A 19,177-nucleotide genomic window follows, 5' to 3' on the forward strand; every position below is an offset into this window, starting at 1 on the left:
CACGGCCGAGGACGAGACGAAGAAGATGAGCATCATCGCGACGAAGGGGACGCTCGACATGGCGTATCCGCCGCTCATCCTCGCCAGCACCGCCGCCGCGTTCGGCTACGAGGTGACCGTCTTCCACACGTTCTGGGGACTCGACATCCTCCACGAGGAACGCTCGAAGAACCTCAAGCTCAGTTCCGTCGGAAACCCGAACATGCCCGTCCCGAACATCGTCGGCGCGCTCCCCGGCATGGACCGCATGACCACGACGATGATGGCGAAGCGAATCGAGGACAACGATACCGCGACCATCGAGGAACTCATCGAAACCAGCCTGGATATGGGCGTGGAGTTTCAGGCGTGCCAGATGACCATCGACCTCATGGACTACGACGAACACGACTTCTACGACGGCGTCACCACCGGCGTCGGCGCGGCCACCGCCATCCAAGACATGGCCGACGCCGACATCCAACTCCTCGTCTGACCGGTCCCTCCGTTTCACCGAGACGACTCCCGAGTCGCGCCGTCAAATGTATATTATTCCCTCTACTCTGAACGAACGCGTGACAATCGAACTCGACGCAGTCGTTACCCCGTCCACAAAGAACTCCGCGTTCGATGTGAGAGGAACCACGTCGGCGGTGCTCCGACGATGAACTCGGACTCGAACTCGGACGACGATACCGGCGACCGCTCGGAAGCGACGGCCCGCGCACACGTGGGTGCGGGTCTTTTAGACGAAGAGATGGGACCCAGTTCCGCGATGGCCCACCTCTACCGGGGCGAGGTTCACCGGATGAAGTTCTGGCGCGAACGCCTCGACCGCACGACTAACTGGGCGGTCATCGTGATCGCTGCGCTCCTCACGTGGACGTTCTCCAGTCCCTCTCACCCACATTACATCATCCTTGTCGGCGTCGCCACGCTCACGGTCTTTCTCGGCATCGAAGCGAGGCGCTATCGGGGCTACGACATCTGGCGAACGCGCGTCCGGACGATCCAAGAGAACGTCTGGGCGTACGGGCTCGACCCCGACGGCGGACTCGCCGACGAGAACTGGCGAACTGACCTCGGAGGCGACTACAGGACGCCGACCCTCAAGGTTTCAGCCGAAGAAGCGGTCGCGCACCGTCTGCGACGCATCTACCTTCCCATCTTTCTCGTCTTGCTCGTAGCGTGGAGTATCCGAATCACCGCGTTCGCGTCCGAACCGTGGACCGAGACCGCCGCGATCGGGGCCGTTCCGGGGCCTGTCGTCGTCGGACTCGTCGCGGTCTTCTATGCCGGTGCGACCGCCGTCGCGTTCCGGCCGCGGACGTGGCACGCGAAAGGAGAACTGCGGACCGAAGACCTCCGAAAACGCCGGTGAATCTCGGTTGGCGACTCCCGGTGTGACGAGTACGGCGGAGTCGGGTCGGACGCCGGTCGCGGTCGGCGCGCCTCTCCGTCGAGACAGTTCGACAACGGACACGGCACGGACGATGCGGACGACTACCTGAACCGGGACTGCAGAGATTTCAACTAACTAAACACGACTGTAGTTCGAGCGACGAAAACAGTAATACACGTTCGGCTCGTCGTGTGCTGTATGGACTATACAATACAATGTCGAGCCGACGGATCGTTCGACGACGTCGTCGAGCGGACGATTTCGGAACTCGAAGCGGAAGGGTTCGGCGTCCTCTGCGATATCGACGTCCAAGCGACGTTCGAGAAGAAACTCGACGAAGACTTCCGGCAGTATCGGATTCTCGGGGCCTGCAACCCGCAGTTGGCCTATCAGGGGCTGGAAGACGAAATCGAGTTAGGCGCGCTTCTCCCGTGCAACGTTATCGTCTACGAGGAAGACGATGGGTCGGTCGTCGTGAGCGCGGTGGAACCGGCGCAACTCGTCGGCATCACCGGAAATTCGGACCTCGAATCGATCTCTGCGGAGGTCTCCAACCGATTCGAGCGCGTAATCGAGTCGCTGTGACCGGTCGGGAACCATCTCGCCGCCGCCGGTTTCTCCGGCTGTTGGGCGGAATCGGGACGAGTGCGCTCGCTGGGTGTTCCGGTCTCGGTGCTTCGACTTCCGAGGGTCCTACACCGGCAGTAACCCCCCGCTCGGCCCCCTCAGCTCCGGCCGACACGACCGCCGCGTTGCGGGCGAGGCCGGGAGCGGCCCACCCGGCTGCGGACGCGTCGGAAGATAGCTGGCTCTACGACGGAGAGTACCCTGGCCCCGAACTCCGGGTAGCCGAAGGCGAGATACTCGAAGTCGAACTGGCCAACGACCTCCCGGCGGAGACGACAATTCACTGGCACGGCGTTCCCGTCTCGAACGGGATGGACGGCGTTCCGAACGTCACGCAACAGCCGGTCGAGGCTGGTGGCTCGTTCACGTACAAATTCCGGGCGGAACCGGCGGGGACGTACTTCTATCACAGCCACGCCGGTCTTCAACTCGACCGTGGGCTTCTCGCACCGCTGATCATCGAGGAACGCGACCCCCACGTGACGTACGACCGCGAGTACACTATCGTCGCCGACGACTACCTCGACGGAGCGCCACGACCGCTCTCGGACGCCGACTCTGCTCGGGGACCGATGGGGGGCGGTGGCCCCGGCAGGACGGGCGACGGTCCCGGTGGGAGGGGTGGGATGGGGGCCGACGAACGGCCGCCGTACGCCGGACTTCTCCTCGACGGACGCTTCCCGAGCGACCCCCGGACGTACACCGTTCGCGAGGGCGAGCGAGTTCGGCTTCGGTTCGTCAACGCCAGCAGCGCGACCGCCTTCCGCGTTCAGGTCGCGGGGCATCCGCTAACCGTCACACACGCGGACGGACGCCCGGTCGAACCGGTGACCGTGGACTCGTTCGTCTTCGGGTCCGGCGAACGCTACGACGCGGTTGTCGAGGCCGAGTCTCCGGGAACGTGGGAGATACGCGCGACTGCTATCGACGGCGACGAACCGCCGGCGAAGGCGACTCTCTCCTACGACGGCCGCAACCCCTCCGGCCCGACGACTGCGCCGTCGTCGGACGGACGACGACTGTCGTACGGTGACCTCCGGGCAGTTTCGCCGCTGGACGGGATCGGCGGGAGCCCGGACCGAACCTTCGATCTGACGCTCTCTGCGGGCGGTCGGTCAAACCGGTGGTTGATCGACGGACAAGCGTACCCCGACGCGGACCCGCTTTCCGTCCGGGAGGGAGAACACGTCCGAGTCAGGATGATGAACCGCAGTCCCGTCCTCCACCCGATGCATCTCCACGGACACTTCTTCCAGGTCGGGGACGCGGTCAAAGACACGGTCGTCGTCCCCGGTCACATGGGCGAGGTGACGTTCGACTTCGTCGCCGACAACCCGGGCGACTGGCTCTTTCACTGTCACAACCTCTATCATCTCGACGCGGGAATGGCCCGAGTCGTACAGTACGAGTAACCGAAGCAAGCCCCGGGTTTCGAGAGCAGGACTTCGAGACGGCCGAGACGAAACCGCGCCGTCGAACCGGGGTCGCTCGTGACGCTCGTTCGTCGCTCCGAAACGAGATACCGGGTTCAGACGGCCAGCAGATTCCAGTAGTGGAGAAGCCAGTAGAGGACGGCGGCCGCCCCAACGACCGCGGAGTAGTGGACACGCGAGGCGAGGGACCACTCGCTCCGATACCATGCGCGTGCCGCGTACCCAACTGCTCCGACAGTCACGACGGCACCCGCAGTCGGAACGAGGAACACGACCCACAGCCACGACGGAGGGCGGTTGAACAGTGTCGGCCCCTCCATGGACGCAGTCGCGACGACGACACCGGCGAGGACGACGACGAACAGCGCGAGTCCTGCGACACCTGCTCCGGCCATCCATCGGGCACGAATCGCAGAGGAGGGTGGTGAATCGCCGCCGCGGAATCGACGCCATCCGCGTGCCATCGGCCAACCGACGAGTCCGGTGAGTGCCGTCACGGTAGCGATAGCCGCGAGCCACCCTTGTACCGACAACCGCTCGTGATAGGCGACCTTCTCGTAAGCACTCAGTCCGTCCAACAGATGTGTCACGGTGCCGCCGTCGTCGCGAAACAGCAGCGTCGAATCCTCCTGGACGTGTTCGAAGACGAGTGGTTCGACCTCTACCCACTCGTCGGTGCTGTCTCCTTGGTGGGTTAGCAGTCGGCCGTCGTCGGTGACTTGCACGTCGATCGGTCGGCTCGTCAAGAGACCGAAGACGAGTTTCTCGGAGGTGGCGTTGTCGGTCGTGTTCACCGACCGATACCGTCCGGCGAGTTCGTCTGCTCGGTCCGGCGTTCCGGACGGAGAGAGAGCGTTCCCGGTCGGTTCGACCGGTGCGAACCGGTCGAGGACTGCATCGACGACTTCCTGTTTCGCCTCCGACGCGTCGTCGCCGTGAGCGACGACGAACAGACCGACTCCCTCTGTCGGTATCAGTGCGAACTCGCTGGCGAACTGCGGGACGGACCCCCCGTGTCGGACGAGGCGAGTCCCGCCGCAGAACTCCTCGAAGAGGCCGAAGGCCATCCCGTCTATCTCCTCGTGGGGGGTGTACCACTGCCGGTGCATCTCCGCGACGGCGCTCGCAGAGAGGATTCGCTCTCCGTCGACGACGCCTCCGTTCAGATGCGCTCGAAGCAGACGCGCCATGTCGGTCCCGGTCGTGTGGAGTCCGGACGCGGGCGCGACGTCGGAGTAAAAGCTCACGACGTCTTCGACGGACGTGTCGTCGGCGGGGACGAGTTCAGGCGGGGCCGGGTCGAACGTGCTCTCGGTCATCCCCAACGGTTCGAAGACGCTCTCGGCGAGGTACGTTCCGAACCGGCGTCCGGTCACGTCCGCTACCAACTGTCCCGCGAGTGCCGCGGCGTAGTTGGTGTACTGGGGAAGTTCGCCCGGTGGCCGAACGCGTGTCGGTACGTCCGTCGAAACCGATTCGGCGAGGGGACGGACGTACTCGGGACTCCGTACCGAATCACCTCTACTTCGGACCTCGAATCCGGGGGTGTGAGTAGCGAGGTGTTCGAGCGTGATGGGCCGGTCGTACGTCCGCGGGATGTCGACAGCGTCGAGGTAGCTATCGACGGACGCGTCCGCTTCGATTCGGTTCCCGTCGAGCAACTGCATCGCCGCCGTCCACGTGGCGACTTTCGAGACGGACCCGACGCGAAAGAGGGTCTCGTCGGCTCGGACCGGGACGCCTTCGCTCCGAAACGCGTGGCCGTAGCCGTTCGTGAGGACGGTGTCGCCGTCGACGACTGCGACCGTTACGCCGCCTGCGTCGTGGTTCGTCAACGCGCGGTCGGCCGCATCGTCGACGAGTGATTCGAGGCTGTTCTGCTGCGCAGTCGCCGACTCGCCGCGCGCGAGACCGCTTTCCGCAACGGCGGTTCCGGCGCCGACGGCGGCGGACCGCGATAGGAACGCTCGTCGCGAGAGGGGGGAGGGCATCGGTTGGAGGTCTGTGAGTGGGACGTTTCACGCCTCGCGGGCGGACACTGGGCCGTCTTCTCCGAGTCGAGTACTCACTCGTGTGTTCTCTGCTGTCTGGCACGCCGAGTCGCCCTGACACCTCTGTCAGAGATTCCGTCCACCCAGTGTCACTGGAATGACGTAAAATCCCCACATCGTGTCGAGATATTCGCATTCAACCCGCCGGGGAACGACACTGTACGGGGCACAGCGCCACCCACGGGCCGTCGTCGCTCCGAGAACGCCTCCCTGGTTGTGGGCGCGTTCGACCGCGGTCAGCGCGAATCCGGCCGCTGTACGTCGCTCCAGTGACGAATCGACGGTTCGCGGCTGGCTCCGAGCAGTAGTTCGGAGAGGGGTTCTCGGTCCGCGGCGGCCCGAGTACCGACGAGACCGCGTCTCACTCGGCTGTCGCGAACTCGAACCGCGCGCCGCCGTCGGAGCCGTCCGTCACGCGAACGGTCCAGCCGTGCGCTTTGGCGATGTCTGCCACGATCGAGAGTCCGAAGCCAGTCCCGCCTGCGTTGGTGGTGACACCGTGTTCGAACACCTTTTGGCGCTTCGCTGGTGGAATCCCGTCACCGTCGTCCTCGACGTAGAACCCGTCACCGTCCGGTAACTGCCCGACGGTGACCGTGACATCTTCACCCCCGTGTTCGATCGCGTTTCTGAAGAGGTTCTCGAACAACTGCGTCAACCGACTTCCATCGCCGGCCACTGTCGGAACTGCGTCAGTTACGGTCAGCGTCGCGTCGGCGGTATCGACGTACCCCCACGCCTCCGTCGTCACCGCCACGAGGTCGGTCTGCTCCGTATCGGTGATCGTGGTCTCGCCGCGCGAGAGCGTGAGGAGGTCGTCGATCAACCGTTCCATGCGGTCGTGCGCCGACTCGATCCGAGACAGATGCTCGAGGTCGCCCGTCTCCTCGACGACGTCCAGAAAGCCGATGGCGACCGACAGCGGATTCCGGAGGTCGTGGGCGACGACGCTGGCGAACTCGTCGAGCCGTTCGTTCTGTCGCTGCAGTTCCGCTTCGCGGTTCGCACGCGCGAACGCCGCCTCGACGGTCGCACCGAGAATCTGGAAGAGGTCCGTGTCCGTGCCCGAAAACGTCCGCTCGGAGGACGTTCCGACCGCGACGAGTCCGAACTCGCCGAGAGGAACGAAGAGGCCGCTCTTGAGAGCGCTGTCGGACCCGCCGAGTCCCACCTCGGCGCGGAGATCGTCGTAGATACGCAACTCGGACGCCTCGAACGCCTTCCGAGCCAGACTCTCTCCGGCTTCCAATCGCGGCAACTCGCCGAGCAGTTCTTCCGTGGCTGCGCTCGAAGCCAGTGGAACGAGCGTGTCGGTTTTGCCGGAATACTCCCAAATTCCGGTGAGTTCGAACCCGAGAATATCGACGGCTGCTTCGAGAGCGATGTTCCCGATTTCGTCGCTCGACTGTGCCCTACTGAGGCACTGGGAAGTCCTCTGAAGCGAGCGGAGTTTCTGCTCTAGCTGTTTCTGTTCGGTGATGTTCTCTAACACCGCAAGGATGCTCGTTATCTCCCCGTCGGGGTTGCTGATCGGGGCGACGGACAAGAGCAGATTCAACTGCTCGCCGCCTTTGGTTTCTCGCTGTATCTCTTTTCCACGAATCCGCTCGCCGCTGAGGGCGCGCTGTCGGTGAGACGTAAACTCCGCGTGCTGGTCGTCCGGGACCATCGGATTGAACTCGCCGAGTACCTCCTCCCGAGACCAACCGAACATGTTCTCGGCCTCGTCGTTCCAGCGGGTGACGGTGCCGTCTGCATCGACTTCCATGACGGTGAGGGGTGTCGCCTCGATCAGCGATTCGAGCCGCCGGTTCGTCGTCTCCAAGTCGTGCTCTCGTTCGACTTGTTCGGTCACGTTCCGAGCGATGCCGACGATACGGACGATTTCGCCGTCGACGATGACGGGCGCGAGGCTCGTATCCCAGAACCGCGCATCGTCGCCGATATCCAGCTCTTCGCGGTAGGAGATCGGTTCGCGTTTTTTCGCGCATCGAGCGTAGTTCGCATCGAGTTGCGCGCCTCGTTCGTCACCGAAGACTTCCTGCGGCGTCTGTCCTCGAACCGCCTCGGTCGTGAGTCCGGTCTGCGTCTCGTATCCGGGACTGAGCCGAGCGAACTCGAACGACATCCCCCCGCCCGTCGCGTCGACGTCGAGCAAGAATATCGCGTCGCCGGAGGTGTCGAGCAGGGCCTCGTACTCTTCGGCGAGTTCTCGGTATGCGCGTTCCTGCGCTTTCCGCTCCGTGATGTCTTGAAACACCCCCCGAAGCAGAGGCTCTTCGTGTCGTGTGCTGTCGACGCGTTCCCCCCACGCTCGAACGTCGCGGGTGTCACCGTCGGGTCGAACCACTCGGAGGTCGAGGTCGTAGGACTCCCCGTCATCGATCGCCCGTTCGACCGCCTCGGTGATTTGCTCCCTGTCGTCGGGGTGGTAAAAGTCGATCGCGTCGTCGAGAGACAGTTCGTAGTCGTCGACGCCGTGAATCCGGCGGACGCCGTCGGACCAGTCGAGGCCGTCCATCGACGGGAAGTACTCCCAGACGCCGATATCTGCGAGCTCTTGGACTCGCTCGAACAGGAACTCCTGACGTTCGAGTTCGGTTCGGTCCTGACCCCGCGATATCTCGGCGCTCACGAGTTCCGCTAGTAGTTCGACGAACGTTCGTTCGACCGCTCCGAACGGAGCGACTCGCGTCGTCGGGCTCGAAAAGTTGACCGTTCCGTAGCGGTCACCGTCGACGGAGAGCGGCACGCCGATATACGACTCTAACTCGAACTCGCAGTAGGCGGGGTGCGTCTCGTTTCCATCGACGGCTGCGTCCGTGAACGAACAGACCGTGTCCTCGCCTACGACCTTCTCGCAGTAGGTCGATCCGAGATCGAACCGATCTCCGGGTTCGATCTCAGCGTCCGGCGCGTGCACTGCCTCGATCGTGTAATCGCCGTCTCGAACCCGTGAGACGATTCCGATTTCGAGATTCAGCGTCCGGCAGCCGACTTTCAAAAGCTCCTCTAGGCGCGCCTCGGCCGAGACACCGCTCTCTGCCATGACGGTCTGAAGTTCTCGGAGCGCGTCACGCTCTCTCTCCAACTGTCGTTTGGCTTTGCTCTGTTCTGTAACGTCGCGAGCGACGACGAGTGCGTGACGACTCGCCCCGTTCCGAAACGGCGTGACGCGGACGTCGAACGTCCGTTCGTCGCTCCCCGCCGTGATATCGAGCTGTAGGTCCGCGTCGTACAACCCCGTGAGGCCACCATCGCCCGTCATCTCGTCGAACGTCGAGTCGACAGCCTTCGAAAACCGCTCCGTATCGGCTTCGCTGATACGGTCGCCCACGACCGTCTCTAACCGTCGGCCCGCGATCTGAGCCGACTGGTTCCCGGATATCAGCCGTCTCGCGGCTCCGTTCGCGAAGTCGATCGTACGCTCCTCGTCGACGACGAACACGATGTCGTGGATGTTTTCGAGGATCGCTTCGCTGCGCTCTAGCTTCTCCTCTCGCTTCCGCTCCGTAGTGATGTCGCGCGAAAAGACGGTGAGGCCGTCGTCGTCCGGGAAGACTCGTATCTCGATCCAGGAGTCGGACGGATCTTCCAGGCGCTGTTCGAAAGACACCGGTTCGCCGGTCCGCATGGCGGTTCGGTATCGGTCTTCGATCTCCGTTCCGACGATCGACGGGAACTCTTCCCAGAGTGTGGAACCGATGACGGCGTCCGGGTCGCGGCCGACACGTTCTGCCATCTTCTCGTTCATGTACTCGACTCGCCACTCGTCGTCGACGGCGTAGATCGCGTCAGTCGCCCGTTCGAGCGTGCGCTGAAACCGATCGGAGATCCGGTCGGCGATCGATTTCTTTCGGGCCGCCTCGACGAGCGTTCGAATGCGGCGCGCGAGCAACCCGAAGCTATCCTGGTCCGCACGGATCGGGATGTAATCGGAGATACCCGCTCGCGTCGCCTCGCCGGCTATCTGTTCGTTCCCCCGTCCCGTGAACAAGATCGTCGGCAGTTCTTCCCGTTCGGATCGGAGTCGCTCTAGGAAGCTGATGCCCGTTCCGTCCGGCAGTGAGTAGGAGGAGACGACACAATCGACAGCAGCGGTCGATAGCCGATCGAGCGCGGTTTCCGCGGTAGCGGCAGTCGTGACCTCGAACTCCGAAGAGGAGGTCAGAAGCTTCGTCCGCGCCAACTCGGCGAAGTCAGCGTCGCCGTTCACGTAGAGGACGTGAATCGCGTCGGAACTACCCCCATCCATCTGACTCATGATCTTTGTTACCTCGGGTGGCTTTATCAATTGTTTGTGCCAATTCTCGTTTCCGAGATCACGAACCGGATTCGGTCGCGTTCGTTTCGGGAGTGAGACCAATCGGTCGGCGTCGAACGCAGACCGATGCATCTCCCGGGGAGGATGTCGCCGGGGTGAAACGTTTCGGGGCCGCGTCACGCGGTTCGCATCTCCTACTGTCAGGATTAGCGGTTCGGAGAGTCTCTTCCTCGACGAACGGATAGCTCGCGTCGGTCAGCCGCGGCGTCCGAACGTGACCGGATTCCGTCACTAACCCGGAATACACCGGCCGTCTCGGTCTCTACCGCTCCGTCGAAGCGCCGATAAACGGTAGCGAAAAAATAATATTCTAGTATATAATATCAGAAGTAGTGGGATTCGCACCAGGACTACCGACGTGGGTTTTACTCGCCGTCTCCGTTATCAACGTCGGAATTGCTGCGATCGCTCTTCGCCGACGGGAGGTGAGAGGCGCGGTCCCGTTCGCCGTGATAATGGTCTTCGTGTCGCTCTACGCGTTCGGGGCCGCCGTTCGGGCAGCAAGCGTGACCCTGTCGGCCTACCGGATCGGTACCACGATCAAGTACGCCGGGATTCTCGCACTCGGACCGACTCAGCTTTGGTTCGGGTTGATATACACCGGGAGAAACTCGCTTCTCGATCGGCGCCACTGGGCGCTGTTGCTCGTTTGGCCGGTCACCGTCTTCGTACTCGTCGTGACTGCGCCAGCGCACGATCTGTTGTGGACCGTAGACGGGTTCATTAGGGGGCCGCCGTTGGCGACGATAGAGCGCGTGGATACTCCGCTCGTTGGGTTGACCATCGCGTACGAGTACGCGCTGATACTCGTGACGTACGCGCTCATCGCGCTCGTCGGAATCAACAGAGGCGGACGATACCGCGTCCAAGTCGCACTGATGCTGACCGGGGGGATAGTTCCGCTCGCGGGTAGTATGGTGCTCTTAGACGGTGGTAACCCAGCGGCGGCGTTGGACCCGGCAGCGTTCGCGTACACGATTACCGGAATCGTCTTCGCGATCGCGCTGTTTCGGTTCGACCTGCTCGATTTGGTCCCCGTCGCGAGGCATACCCTCGTCGACGAGATGGTCGACCCGGTCTTCGTCGTCAACGTCGACGGCCGGGTCGTCGACGTGAACATGGCCGGTATTGAACTCCTCGACGACGAGGAGAGACAGGTCATCGGGCGGTCCGCCGCCGACGTGATTCCCGCCTACGGGTCGTTGAAGGACTGCAATGACGACTCCGATACCGACGTGACCATCGAGATCGACGACACGTTGCAGTTTTTCGATATCAGCCGGACGGTGTTGACCGACCGGACCGGAACGGAGATCGGGTGGCTGTTCATCTACCGTGACGTCACAGAGCGCCACATCGTCAAAGAGCGGTTCAAACGGCTCATAGAGCGGTCTTCGGACATGGTTGCGGTACTCGACGAGAATAGAACGATAACGCACGTCAGCCAGTCGATCGAAGAGATACTCGGCTACGAACCCGACGAACTGATAGGCGAAAACGTCGCCGAACGCATCCACCCCGACGACCAAGCGGATATCGTCGAAGGGCTATCGGAGAACGTCGACGAACCCGGATACATCAGCACGTACAGGGTGAGGTTCCGTAACTGCGACGGCGAGTGGCGAGTGATCGAGGTGCGAGCGAGGAACCTCCTCGACGACCCGTTCGTCGAGGGTATCGTTTTGAACTCCCGCGACGTGACCGAAAAGCAGCGACAGAAACGAAAGCTGATGCGGCAGAACGAACGGCTCGACCAGTTCGCCGGAATCGTCTCTCACGACCTCAGAAACCCGCTGAACGTCGCTATCGGTCACCTCGACATCCTCGAGGCGGACGTCGGAGACAACGGCTCCATCGAGACAATCGACCGTCAACTCGATCGGATGCAGGACATCATCGACGATTCGCTCACGCTCGCTCGGTCCGGTGAGGCGGTGACCGAAACGAAATCGGTCGATCTCGAAACGATCGGCCGTGACGCGTGGGAGACCGTGGACACGGGGGGGGCGACGTTCGCGGTCACGGAGACTCTGCAACTGGAATGTGACCGCAATCGCCTCCTCAACGTATTCGAGAACCTGTTCCGAAACAGCGTCGAGCACAACGATTCGGCCGATCTGACCGTCAGAGTCGGTCGCTTAGACGAAGGGCACGGGTTCTACGTCGAGGATACCGGTACGGGCATCCCCGAAGAGAAACGCGAGGGGGTGTTCGAACAGGGGTACACGACGAGTCGGGACGGAACGGGGTTCGGTCTCGCAATCGTCACGGACATCGTTCAGGCCCACGGGTGGCAGATTTCGCTCACGGACGGCGACGATGGAGGAGCGAGGTTCGAAATCGACTGCGACGAGGTTCTGGTCGAGAAACGAACCCAGATGGCTTAATCTCGGCTCTATCGGCCGACGGCGAGCAGAACGCCGCCGAACTGAAACATCTCTCGTCGGTGCGTTCGCATCTCCTCGTAGCACGCGGGGTGGTCTGGACCGTCCCGCCCGCGCACACGTCGGAGCACCGACGGCGTTTCAGCCCGTGAGTTCCCGATAGAACGCCACGGAGTACACCGAGAAGAAGCCGCCGAACAGCGTCCCGGCGAGGAGAACGAGGACGCCGACGATAGCCACGACCGGGAGTGAAAGGGCCGGGAGGTGGAACGCCGCCGCCGACTGCGGCGACAACAGGAGCGAGAAGACGCCGACGATGCCGCCGAACACCCCTCCGAGAACCCCGACCAGGATCGAGTACCCCAGCGTACTCGCGAGGTGTGCTCGAACGACCGATGCACTGCGTTTGAGTCCACCGACGGCGCCCGTATCTTCGATGACGATCGATTGGCCGTAAAACTGGACGAAAAAGAGGACCAGGAGGTACAGAAGTACCACGACCGCGACGATGATTCCGACGGTTGCGAGGGCGGCGACGTTCGCCGAGGCGAGGCCGCCACTCCCGAGGATGAACGCGATACCGAACGTCCCGGCGAAAAACGCGATCATCCCGAGAACGAAGTTGACCGCCATCAAAGCGAGGTACGCGACGAGAATCGAGACGTAGTGCGCCTTGCCGCCGTCGACGAACGTCCGTAACGCCGTCCGTCCGTCGAGGGCTTCGTCCGCCATCGCGATTATCCCGCCTTGGAAGAACGGCATGACGAGGACGAACACGAGCGACAATCCGAGCGAGACGAGACTACTGAGCAACGGATCGACCGCTTGGAGCGCCAACTGCGGTACCTGAAACAGCGAGAGTACGAGTATCGGAACGAACACGACCGGATTTCGACGGAGGGCACTCGGCGTCCGGCGGAGGGCGTTCAGGAGGGCCATACCACACCCTCCCTCGCGTGCCTCAAAAGTGTTTCTCGATAGATAACTCTCCGAGCTACGACGGAAGTCACCACTCACGGCCGCCGAGACGGGACAGTCGGGTGTGTTCGAGAGGTCGAAAGCTCCCGCAGGCCTCAAACTAACCCCGGGGGAAACAGGAGATTCCAGTACCAGAGGAGCCAGCAGATACCGACCAGTGACGCGGTGACGACCGCGTAGTGGGTGCGAGTGAACAGGTCCCAGTCCTCGCAGATCCAACCGTAACCCGCGACTCCGGCAGTCGCGATGGTGCCGACCGCACCGAGACTCGTTCCGACGAACAACGCTCGGAACGTGGTCGGCGGGTCAGACAGCACTACGAGCGGGGTCGCGAGAAAATGTACGACGATCGTGAACGACGAAACGTACAGAACACCGATCGACCCGATAGCGAGGAGTTTCGCCCTGACGACGTCGTTCGTGACTGCAGTCTGCCAACTCTGCGGTGCGCTCTCGCCGCCCGTCAGAACGCGGTGATACAGCGCAGACGCCGGCCAACCGACGAGAGCCGACAGCGTTCCCAGTACGGTTGCGGCGACGACCATCCCGTGAACGGAGAGGCGGTCTAACCCCTCGACTCGGGCGAACGCCGTCGGGCTCCCGCCGTAGAACAGGTACCGTATCGCGCCTTCCTCTCGGCCGAACGCGATCCGCCGGTTCCCGTCGGTTCGCTCGAACACGAGCGGTTCGATTTCGACCCACCGCTCAGTCTCGGTGTCCCGGTCGGTGACGAGCGTGCCGTCGTCTTCGAAGTGCACGTCGATAGTGGCTGCGTTCAGAGCGGAGGTTACTCGGTCGTGCCACGTGTGCGACCGCTGTGTGGATCGGTACGTGCCTGCGATTTCGTCGGCGCGGTGCGGCGGTCCGTCGGGCGTACGCGACGCCGTCTCCGGGTTTGGGAGTAGTTCGTCGAGGACGCCGTCCACCACGTCGGTCGCTGCGGCACTCCCTGCGGGGGCGTTGAACGAGACGAACAGTCCGAAATCGTACTCGGGGACGAGTACGAGATGGCTGTAAAACGACAGTGTCGCACCGTTGTGCCAGAGCGTTCGGACGTCTCCGCGGAACTTCTCGATCAGCCCGAACGCCATCCCGGAGAGGCGGTCGTGGTGCGTCGCCCACCGTTCGTGCATCGCACCGATCGTTCCTCGACCGAGGACCCGTTCACCGTCCAGGACGCCGTCGTTCAGATGGAGTTCGAGGAACCGTCCCATATCGCTCGCCGTGGCCGACATCGATCCTGCCGGTCGTAGCCCGAGGAGGGGGAACTCGCCCTGTCGGTATCTCTCCGTGGGGCCGTATCCGGTCGCGTGCGCCTCCGCGAGTGAACTCGGAAGCGGTTGTCTGAAACTGCTCGTTGTCATTCCAGCCGGCTGTAAGAGATGGTCGTCGATCGCCCGGTGGAACGGTTCGTCGGCGTGTGCGGCCAGCACCTGTCCGGCAAGCGCGTAGCCGAAGTTGGAGTACGACCCGATCCGTCCCGGCGGTCGGACGCGTCTCTGCGGGTCGTTCCGGAGATACGATTCGAGCGGTCGGAGGTCGTCCTCGTTCGGAATCCACATCCCGCGGTTCGTCGACTCGAATCCACCCCGGTGCGTGACGAGGTCTGATAGCGTGACCGCTTCGTTCTCGCGTTCGTCTATCGGCACGTCGAGATACCGGGCGACGTCGGCGTCGGGGTCGATCACGTCCGATTCGACGAGTTCCATCAGAGCGGTTGCGACGACCGGCTTGGACACGGAGCCGATCCGAAACGGCGTCTCCTCCGGATCGACGGGGGATTCGGTAGTCCGGTCGGCGACCCCGTACCCTTTGGTCACGGTTCTGGAACCGTCCGAGACGACGGCGATACTGGCACCGGGAACGTCGTGTTCGGCCAGACTCGTCTCGACTAACTCGTCGACGAGTCGTTCGATGTCGGAGTCGAGTGGCTGTTTCGTAGGTGCTGGCGGGCGTGCGGCCGAGGCTGACGTGGGAGACCCGGCGAGTGCGGCGGTCGACGCAGCACCGATTCCCGCAAGAAACCGGCGCCGGGAGGGCGAACGTCGCATCACTCCGGGTATCTGGCCGTGAGAGGAAAAAACCACCTACGCGGGGTCTCTCTCGCCGACCGCGGTTTCGTCTCTCGCGCGTCTCGCTGAAACGCGGTCGGACGCCGGGTCGCTACGAAACCTCGATGACGGCGAGTTCGTCGCCCGCATCGACCTCCTGTTCGTGTTCCGTCAGGAACTCGACGATTTCGCCGTCCGCGTCGGCGGTGACGTCGTGGAAGTTCTTCATGACGCCGATGAGGGCGATTACGCTGTCGCTCTCGACGGCGTCTCCGGGCTCTACGAACGTCGGTTCCTCCGGGTCCGGCCGGCGGTAGAATACGCCCGGCATCGGCGCTGTCACCGTTGTTCGCTCTGTCATATCGTTGGCGAATCTGGACTCCCGACACAGATATAGCTACCGGACACGGTCCACTCGAAGGTAGGACCGGGTCTCTCCGTTCAGATTCGAGCCGAAGACGGAGAACGGCCCGATATCGCCCGTCGGGCTTGGACGCGATCTCCTCGGATCGGCGGCTAGTCGAGGAAGTTCGCTCGAATCGCGTCCAGTCTGTCGTCGTGGTCCGAGCGAGCCTCTAACGCCTCCTCCACGTCGATGGCCTCGAACGTGATGTTGCGGTGAGTTCGCGCCTGCGCGAGCAGATTTCGATCGACGCTGACGACCGTCCCGACCGTCGCGTACCCGCCGCCGGTCACGGCATCACGCATCAGAACGATAGGCTGGCCCGCCATCTGGATGGAACCGACCGGATACCCGAGGTCCACGACGTTCGTGGGGTCCGGTCCCGCACCGAACGGCTGTTCGCGCTTCTCGAACATCTCTTGGATATCCGGACCGCCGGTGAGCCGACAGCCCACGCGGTCCGCCTCGTCGCTGATCTTCCACTCCGTTCCGAGCAGTCGTTCGCGCCCCTCGTCGGTCAGCCGATAGTCACAGAGTCCCATTACGACGCGAATCGTATCGTTGTCCGCGTAGTCGGGGACGCGAGCGCTATCGACGGCCGCACCGACCGTCGCGTGACCGTCTGCGTCGCCGACGGGAAGCCGGTCGCCCTCTTCGAGGGCGCGACCCTCGTGACCGCCGATGCCGATGAGCGTGTACGTGGACCGACTCTCCATGACCGTCGGGACGTCGATACCGCCCGCGATAGCGAGATACGAGCGCACGCCTTCCGTCGCGAATTCGAACGAGAGTACGTCGCCGGCCTCGACCCGGACCGCCGTCCACATCGGAATCTCCTCGCCGTCGATCTTCGGTTCCATATCGGCGCCGGTCGCCGCGATGACGGCGTCTTCTTCGAATTCGAGGTCCGGCCCCGCGTACGTCATTTCGAGCGTCGCCGCGGTTTCGTCGTTCCCGACGACGTAGTTCGCGGCCTTGTGTGCGTACTGGTCCATCGCACCGGACGGCGGCATCCCGATGTGGTAGTGGCCGAAGCGGCCGGTGTCTTGGACCGTCGTCGAGAGACCGGGTTCGACTACTCGAATCATCAGTCGAGCACCTCCGTGATGCGCTGGTTGTACCCCTGTGGGTCCGCGAAGAACTCCTCGGGTTGGAAGTCGATGGTCCCCATGTTGTACTCGTACGTCCCGTTTTCGACCTCCTCGCGGATGGCGTCGTACTCCTCGCGGTCGATACGCCGGTAGTTGAGGATGTCACCGGGATTCGGTAGTACCATCGAGTCGTGGAAGTCGTCCAGCGTTTGATCGACGTCTAACACCTCGACGGGCGTCCGCCCGAAGAGTTGGTAGCCGCCCGCGCCCTCGACGGGGTAGATGGCGGTGAACGCGCCGCCGTAACCGACCGCACGGCTGGGCGTTTCGGTCCGCGGTTGGACGTACTTTGGAACCTCGATCTGTCGCTCCCGCGGCACCATCTGGAACGTCCACGGCAGTCCCGGGACGAAGCCGACCATCGTCACCATCTGCGGTGCGCCGGCGTGCGCGTCTATGAAGTCGTCGACGCTGTCGAAGCCGTTGATACGGGCCGAGTACTCCAAATCCGTCGAGTCGGGGTCTTGGTGTCGGTCGCGGAACTTCATCAGCGTCTCGTGAGTCCAGGGGTCGTCGTACAGTACGGGGATGTCGATGACGTTCGCGTTCCACGTGTACTCGGTGAGGTCGATCTCCTCGCGAATCCGTTTGAGTTCGTCGATGAGGTCGTCGGGATGGAGTTCGCCCGGATCGAAGTGGAGCATATACGACGCGTTCGCGGGGGCCACTTCGATCATACCGGGGAGGTCACGGCGACGGATCTCTTGGGTGATCGCCTGCGCTTCGAAGTTCGCGTCGAAGCTCATGTCCTCGGCGAGTTCGACGAAGACGTGGTCGTCTCCACCGTACTCGTATCGCGGCGAGGAGAGTTCTCGTCGCTGGATACCGTTTGTCATCTCTGTGGCAGAATTACCCGCTCAGCGAGTTATAGATACTGGTAAACCCCAGATTCGACGCGCGTTCGAGGAGAATACGAGACGCCTCCGGCGAACACGAGGCGGTGTTCGGAGGGACCAACTCCGAGACGGTGATATGTCATCCAACCCAAAGACTGATATCGAAAATCGACCGTACTCCCGTAACGTGCCAGACCGTGTTCTGATTGCCAACCGGGGCGAGATAGCTATCCGTATCATCCAGGCGTGCCGCGAACTCGGTATCGACGCTATCGCGGTGTACAGCGATACCGACGAGACGGCGAAACACGTACGCCTCGCCGACGACGCCTACCATATCGGGTCGTCAGTCGCACGCGAAAGCTACCTCGACCAAGACGCGATTATCGAGGCCGCACGGGAGGCCGACGCCGACGCCATCCACCCGGGGTACGGCTTCCTCGCCGAGAACACCGAGTTCGCCGCGAACGTAGAGGACAGCGATTTCAACTGGATCGGCCCGCCCAGCGACGTGATGGCGGAGTTCGGAGAGAAGACGAAAGCCCGCCGGATCATGGACCGCGCGGACGTCCCCATCGTCCCGGGGACCACCGACCCCGTCGAGAGCGCCGACGAAGTCCGCGAATTTGCCGACGAACACGGCTACCCGGTCGCTATCAAGGCCGACGGCGGCGGTGGTGGCCGCGGCCTCAAAGTCGTCCGCTCGGAGGCAGACATCGCCGACCAGTTCGCGGACGCAAAGCGCGAGGGCGAGGCGTACTTCGACAACGCGAACGTGTACGTCGAACGATTCTTGGAGAACCCTCGCCACATCGAGGTCCAAATTCTCGGCGACGAACACGGAACCGTTCGCCATCTGGGAGAGCGCGACTGCTCGACGCAGCGTCGCCAACAGAAACTCATCGAAGAGACGCCCAGCCCCGTCCTCGACGACGAGACGCGCGAGGAAATCTGCGAGGCCGCGCGCCGCGGTGCCGACGAGGCGGGATACGTCAACGCCGGAACCTTCGAGTTCCTCTACGAGGACGGCGAGTTCTTCTTCCTCGAAGTGAACGCCCGCATCCAAGTCGAACACGCCATCACGGAGGCCGTGACCGGCATCGATATCGTGAAGTGGCAGATTCGTATCGCGGACGGCGAGGAGTTGTCGTTCCCGCAGTCCGCGGTCGAACCGCGCGGTGCGGCCATCGAGTTCCGAATCAACGCGGAGAAGCCAGCAGACGACTTCTCACCGATGCCCGGTGAACTGACGACGTACCGGCCGCCGACCGGTATCGGAACGCGCGTCGACGACGCCGTCAACCAAGGCGACCGCGTCCCGCCGTTCTACGACTCGATGTTCGCGAAGTTCATCGTCTCCGGGGAGGACCGCCACGAGGCCATCCGGCGCGGCAGACGCGCTCTCGCGGAGACCACTATCGAGGGCGTGCCGACGACGATTCCGTTCCACGAGCAGATGCTCGCAGACGAGCGATTCCTGAACGCCGAACATACCACGAAATTCGTCGACGAGGAACTCGATATCGAACGCAGCGAGTAGGGTCGCCGGTTCAGTTCG

At 63.1% G+C, this 19,177-nt stretch carries 13 protein-coding genes; 6 read left to right on the forward strand and 7 right to left on the reverse strand.

Translation table 11 applies throughout. The annotated features are described in order from the left end of the window. The 4 genes from BM167_RS15190 to BM167_RS15205 form a co-directional block, all read left to right on the forward strand. The coding region (locus tag BM167_RS15190) for a DsrE/DsrF/DrsH-like family protein (RefSeq protein ID WP_218153815.1) at positions 1–475 on the forward strand (475 nt) is incomplete at its 5' end. A gap of 168 nt (positions 476–643) precedes the next feature. Next, positions 644–1,360 carry a DUF2270 domain-containing protein gene (locus tag BM167_RS15195; protein WP_092893583.1) on the forward strand — a complete coding sequence of 239 codons (717 nt, stop codon included), beginning with the start codon at positions 644–646 and terminating at the stop codon, positions 1,358–1,360. Between the two features lie 219 nt (positions 1,361–1,579). Continuing rightward, a complete protein-coding gene (locus BM167_RS15200) occupies positions 1,580–1,966 on the forward strand; it encodes a DUF302 domain-containing protein (protein ID WP_092893584.1) in 387 nt (128 codons plus the stop codon). Next, a complete protein-coding gene (locus BM167_RS15205) occupies positions 1,963–3,420 on the forward strand; it encodes a multicopper oxidase family protein (protein ID WP_177213391.1) in 1,458 nt (485 codons plus the stop codon). Before BM167_RS15200 ends, BM167_RS15205 begins: the two co-directional genes overlap by 4 nt. Positions 3,421–3,536: 116 nt before the next feature. On the opposite strand, the gene BM167_RS15210 is transcribed toward BM167_RS15205, so the two are convergent. Both BM167_RS15210 and BM167_RS15215 read right to left on the reverse strand, forming a co-directional pair. After that, positions 3,537–5,432 carry a serine hydrolase domain-containing protein gene (locus tag BM167_RS15210; RefSeq protein WP_092893585.1) on the reverse strand — a complete coding sequence of 632 codons (1,896 nt, stop codon included), beginning with the start codon at positions 5,430–5,432 and terminating at the stop codon, positions 3,537–3,539. A gap of 421 nt (positions 5,433–5,853) precedes the next feature. Continuing rightward, entirely contained in the window at positions 5,854–9,756 is a 3,903-nt protein-coding gene (locus BM167_RS15215; RefSeq protein WP_092893715.1) for a PAS domain S-box protein, read from the reverse strand. Positions 9,757–10,148: 392 nt separating this feature from the next. Between BM167_RS15215 and BM167_RS15220 the strand changes: the two genes are divergently transcribed. Then, positions 10,149–12,203: a histidine kinase N-terminal 7TM domain-containing protein gene (locus tag BM167_RS15220; RefSeq protein ID WP_092893586.1), complete on the forward strand. Its 2,055-nt coding sequence runs from the start codon at positions 10,149–10,151 to the stop codon at positions 12,201–12,203. A gap of 138 nt (positions 12,204–12,341) precedes the next feature. Here the strand turns inward: BM167_RS15220 and BM167_RS15225 are convergent, their stop codons facing one another. The 5 genes from BM167_RS15225 to BM167_RS15245 all read right to left on the reverse strand — a co-directional run bounded on the left by BM167_RS15225 (position 12,342) and on the right by BM167_RS15245 (position 17,619). Further along, positions 12,342–13,139: a DUF7847 domain-containing protein gene (locus tag BM167_RS15225; RefSeq protein WP_092893587.1), complete on the reverse strand. Its 798-nt coding sequence runs from the start codon at positions 13,137–13,139 to the stop codon at positions 12,342–12,344. A 134-nt stretch (positions 13,140–13,273) separates the two neighbouring features. Next, on the reverse strand, positions 13,274–15,229 hold the full coding sequence (locus BM167_RS15230; RefSeq protein ID WP_092893588.1) for a serine hydrolase domain-containing protein: 1,956 nt from the start codon (positions 15,227–15,229) through the stop codon (positions 13,274–13,276). A 112-nt stretch (positions 15,230–15,341) separates the two neighbouring features. Then, the gene (locus BM167_RS15235) at positions 15,342–15,590 is read right to left on the reverse strand and encodes an acetyl-CoA carboxylase (protein WP_092893589.1); all 249 of its coding nucleotides are present in this window, start codon (positions 15,588–15,590) and stop codon (positions 15,342–15,344) included. A gap of 155 nt (positions 15,591–15,745) precedes the next feature. Continuing rightward, positions 15,746–16,720, reverse strand: coding sequence for a 5-oxoprolinase subunit C family protein (locus tag BM167_RS15240; protein ID WP_092893590.1), 975 nt, complete (start codon positions 16,718–16,720; stop codon positions 15,746–15,748). After that, positions 16,720–17,619: a 5-oxoprolinase subunit B family protein gene (locus tag BM167_RS15245; RefSeq protein ID WP_092893591.1), complete on the reverse strand. Its 900-nt coding sequence runs from the start codon at positions 17,617–17,619 to the stop codon at positions 16,720–16,722. Before BM167_RS15245 ends, BM167_RS15240 begins: the two co-directional genes overlap by 1 nt. 187 nt (positions 17,620–17,806) lie before the next feature. Here BM167_RS15245 and BM167_RS15250 point away from each other — a divergent pair, with 187 nt between their 5' ends. Continuing rightward, positions 17,807–19,159 carry an acetyl-CoA carboxylase biotin carboxylase subunit gene (locus tag BM167_RS15250; RefSeq protein WP_092893592.1) on the forward strand — a complete coding sequence of 451 codons (1,353 nt, stop codon included), beginning with the start codon at positions 17,807–17,809 and terminating at the stop codon, positions 19,157–19,159. Positions 19,160–19,177: the final 18 nt, after the last annotated feature.

The sequence above is a fragment of the Halopelagius inordinatus genome (assembly GCF_900113245.1).
Taxonomy (GTDB): Archaea; Halobacteriota; Halobacteria; order Halobacteriales; family Haloferacaceae; genus Halopelagius; species Halopelagius inordinatus.